Source organism: Streptomyces lushanensis, from assembly GCF_001700515.1.
Classification (GTDB): Bacteria; Actinomycetota; Actinomycetes; order Streptomycetales; family Streptomycetaceae; genus Streptomyces; species Streptomyces lushanensis.
Genome location: NZ_MAUD01000354.1, coordinates 1 through 3743, shown reverse-complemented (window position 1 = coordinate 3743; position 3743 = coordinate 1). Strand labels below are relative to the sequence as shown.

Here is a 3743-nt window from a genome sequence, read left to right as displayed (position 1 = left end):
GAACCGGACCGGGCGGACGGGCCCGAACCGGACCGGGCGGACGGGCCACCGGGCACGCCGGGCAGCGGGACGCCGGATGCCCCCGTGGCGGCTGCCGGGCCCGCCGGTGAGTCCGCCACCGCGCCCGACGGTGAGTCCGAGGCCGACGACGGGCGGTTCACCGTACGGCTGGCGAACTTCGAGGGACCCTTCGATCTGCTGCTCCAGCTCATCTCGAAGCACAGGATGGATGTGACCGAGGTCGCGCTGTCGAAGGTGACCGACGAGTTCATGGCGCACATCCGGGCCATGGGCCCCGACTGGGACCTGGACCAGACCACCGAGTTCCTCGTGGTCGCCGCCACACTGCTGGATCTGAAGGCGGCCCGGCTGCTGCCCGCCGCCGAGGTGGAGGACGAGGCGGATCTCGCGCTGCTGGAGGCACGCGACCTGCTCTTCGCCCGGCTGCTCCAGTACCGCGCGTACAAACAGGTCGCCGAGATCTTCACCGGGCGCCTGGACGCCGAGGCGCGGCGCTACCCCCGTACCGTCGGACTGGAGCCCCACCACGCCGCGCTGCTCCCTGAGGTCGTGATCAGGATCGGGCCCGAGGGCTTCGCCGCGCTCGCCGTGAAGGCGATGCAGCCGAAGCCCAGGCCGCAGGTGTACGTCGACCACATCCACGCGCCCCTGGTCTCCGTGCGGGAGCAGGCGGGGATCGTGGTCGCGCTGCTGCGGGAGCGCGGGGAGGCCAGCTTCGGGGCGCTCACCGAGGACGCCGCCGACACCCTCACCGTCGTGGCGCGCTTCCTGGCCCTGCTGGAGCTGTACCGGGAGCGGGCCGTCTCCCTGGACCAGGAGGAGGCTCTCGGCCGGCTCATGGTCCGCTGGACGGGCGGGGACGGCGACGCGGAGCCGGCCGTGACCGACGAATTCGACCGAGCCGCCGAGGACCGAGCCGCGGCCGACCGAACCGCCGAGGACCGCGCATCGGCCGGCGGCGACGGCCGCGGGGACCAGGACCGTACCGCCGAGGACAGCGAGGAGAAGGTGTGAGCGAGCAGCAGCAGTCACGTACCGTCGCGGAACTGGATCTCAAGCCCGCCCTGGAGGCGGTCCTCATGGTCGTCGACGAGCCCGCCACCGAGGAGCACCTCGCCAAGGTCCTCGACCGCCCCCGGCGGGCCGTCGCCGACGCGCTGCGGGAACTCGCGGACGAGTACACCGTCCAGCGCCGGGGCTTCGAGCTGCGGCTGATCGCGGGCGGCTGGCGGTTCTACACCCGGCCCGAGTACGCGGAGGCCGTCGAGGGCTTCGTGCTCGACGGCCAGCAGGCCCGGCTCACCCAGGCCGCGCTGGAGACGCTCGCGGTCGTCGCCTACCGCCAGCCCGTGAGCCGTTCCCGGGTCTCCGCGGTACGGGGAGTCAACTGCGACGGCGTCATGCGCACGCTGCTCCAGCGCGGGCTGGTCGAGGAGGCGGGCGCGGAACCCGAAACAGGTGCGATCCTGTACAGGACGACGAACTACTTTTTGGAGCGGATGGGCCTGCGGGGCCTGGACGAACTTCCGGAGCTCGCGCCCTTCCTCCCCGAGGCGGACGCGATCGAGGCCGAGAGCCAGGAAGGTGTTCCGTCGTTCGATCCGGACGCACCGGATACCGACGCAGACGACAAGACGGAACTTTGATGCGAAGCAGTGGCAGGAACAGCGGAAGCGGCAACAGGAACAGCGGAGGCGGGGGCGGCGGCGGCAACCGGAACAGCCGGGACGACCGGGGCGGCCGGGGTGCCGGCAGCGGCCGGAGCGCCGGCGGCGGTGGCCGGGACGACCAGCAGAAGCGGCCGTCGCGCCCGCGCCCCGAGGAGCGCCGTTACGATGTCGGCCGCTCGGGCCCGACGGGCGGTTCCGGCGCGTCCGGCGCGCCCGGCGGCGCGCGCCGTTCCGGCCCGGGTTCCGGCTCCGGCTCCGGTGGTTCCGGCCGCTCCGGCGAGACGGACGGCGGCTCCCGCCAGGGCGGCGGTGCCCGGGGCGCGGCGGCCCGTGGCGGCGCCAAGGGCGCTCCCCGGCCCGCGCAGAACGGCGGCGCCCGTGGCGGCCCGCGCCGCGGTGCCTCCGCCCGCCCCCGTGAGCTGGACGCCAAGATCGAGCAGCGCAACCGCGACCGGTACGCGGAGCGGGCCGCGGTCAAGACGCCCAAGACCTTCCCCGGTGCCGAGCAGGAGGGCGAGCGGCTCCAGAAGATCCTGGCCCGCGCCGGCATGGGCTCGCGTCGCGCCTGCGAGGAGCTGATCGAGCAGGCCCGTGTCGAGGTCAACGGCGAGATCGTCCTGGAGCAGGGCATGCGCGTCGACCCGGAGAAGGACGAGATCAAGGTCGACGGACTGACGGTCGCGACCCAGTCGTACCTCTTCTTCGCGCTGAACAAGCCGGCCGGTGTCGTCTCCACCATGGAGGACCCGGACGGCCGTCAGTCCCTCGGCGACTACGTCACCAACCGCGAGACCCGGCTGTTCCACGTCGGCCGGCTCGACACGGAGACCGAGGGCATCATCCTGCTCACCAACCACGGTGAGCTGGCGCACCGGCTGACCCACCCCAAGTACGGCGTCAAGAAGATCTATCTGGCCGCGATCCAGGGCCCGCTGCCGCGCGATCTGGGCAAGCGCCTCAAGGACGGCATCCAGTTGGAGGACGGCTACGCCAAGGCCGACCACTTCCGTGTCGTCGAGAACACCGGCAAGAACTACCTGGTGGAGGTCACCCTCCACGAGGGCCGCAAGCACATCGTCCGGCGGATGCTCGCCGAGGCCGGGTTCCCGGTGGAGCGGCTCGTACGGACGTCCTTCGGGCCGATCCCGCTGGGCGACCAGAAGTCCGGCTGGCTGCGCAGGCTCACCAACACCGAGGTCGGCATGCTGATGAAGGAAGTCGGACTGTAGCCGCAGCGGCCGGCCGGAAGAACCCGGCCGGCCCGAGGAAAAGCCCGTGGCCGTCAGGCCGCGGGCTTTTTCCCTTGTGGGGCACGCCGGTTCGCCTTTATAGTCAACATGACCATTAAGGAGGCCGGTGTGCGTCTCGCGGACATCCTCGATCCCCTGCAGCGTCCGCTGCTGACCGTCCTGGACACGCCGGTCAGCTGGACCGAGGTCCTCGGCTTCGGCAGCGGTGCGCTCTGCGTGTGGCTCGTGGCCCGCCAGCACATCGCCAACTGGCCGACGGGAATCGCCAACAACGTCTTCTTCGTCCTGCTGTTCACCCAGGCGGGCCTGTACGCCGACGCGGGGCTGCAGGTCGTCTTCATCACCCTCGCCGCGTACGGCTGGTGGACCTGGACCCACGGGGGTGGACCAGGCTCGTCCCTGCCGGTGCGGCGCACGACCCGTACCGAATGGAGCCGGCTTCTCGCGGCGGGGGTGGTGGGGACACTCGGACTGACGCTGCTGCTCGGCCGGGCCACGGATTCGACCGTGCCCTTCTGGGACGCCCTGACCACGGCGCTCTCGCTGATGGCGACCTACGGGCAGTGCCGCAAGCGGCTGGAGTCGTGGTGGCTGTGGATCGCGGCGGATCTCGTCTACATCCCGCTCTACGCGCACAAGGGCCTTTATCCGACCTCGCTGCTCTACGCCGGCTTCCTCGCCCTGTGCGTGGCCGGGCTGCGCAACTGGTCCAGGGACCTCGTGGCGGTACCGGTCCGGCCGGCGGCGGAGGCGACCGCCGTATGAGCGCGCGCGGGACGGGCCGGTACCGCCACGAGGTCCC

At 71.9% G+C, this 3743-nt stretch carries 4 protein-coding genes; all 4 read left to right on the top strand.

Annotated elements, in window-relative coordinates; translation table 11 throughout:
- Window positions 1-1035 (top strand): segregation and condensation protein A (locus tag BFF77_RS25725; RefSeq protein ID WP_425424429.1); only part of this gene is annotated, 1035 nt, incomplete at its 5' end.
- A gap of 65 nt (window positions 1036-1100) precedes the next feature.
- Window positions 1101-1667, top strand: coding sequence for an SMC-Scp complex subunit ScpB (gene scpB / locus BFF77_RS25720; RefSeq protein ID WP_382866600.1), 567 nt, complete (start codon window positions 1101-1103; stop codon window positions 1665-1667).
- Window positions 1667-2920, top strand: coding sequence for a pseudouridine synthase (locus BFF77_RS25715; protein ID WP_066954035.1), 1254 nt, complete (start codon window positions 1667-1669; stop codon window positions 2918-2920). Before scpB ends, BFF77_RS25715 begins: the two co-directional genes overlap by 1 nt.
- 129 nt (window positions 2921-3049) lie before the next feature.
- Window positions 3050-3706 (top strand): nicotinamide riboside transporter PnuC, encoded by a 657-nt coding sequence (pnuC, locus tag BFF77_RS25710; RefSeq protein ID WP_066954032.1) that lies wholly within the window; start codon window positions 3050-3052, stop codon window positions 3704-3706.
- Window positions 3707-3743: the final 37 nt, after the last annotated feature.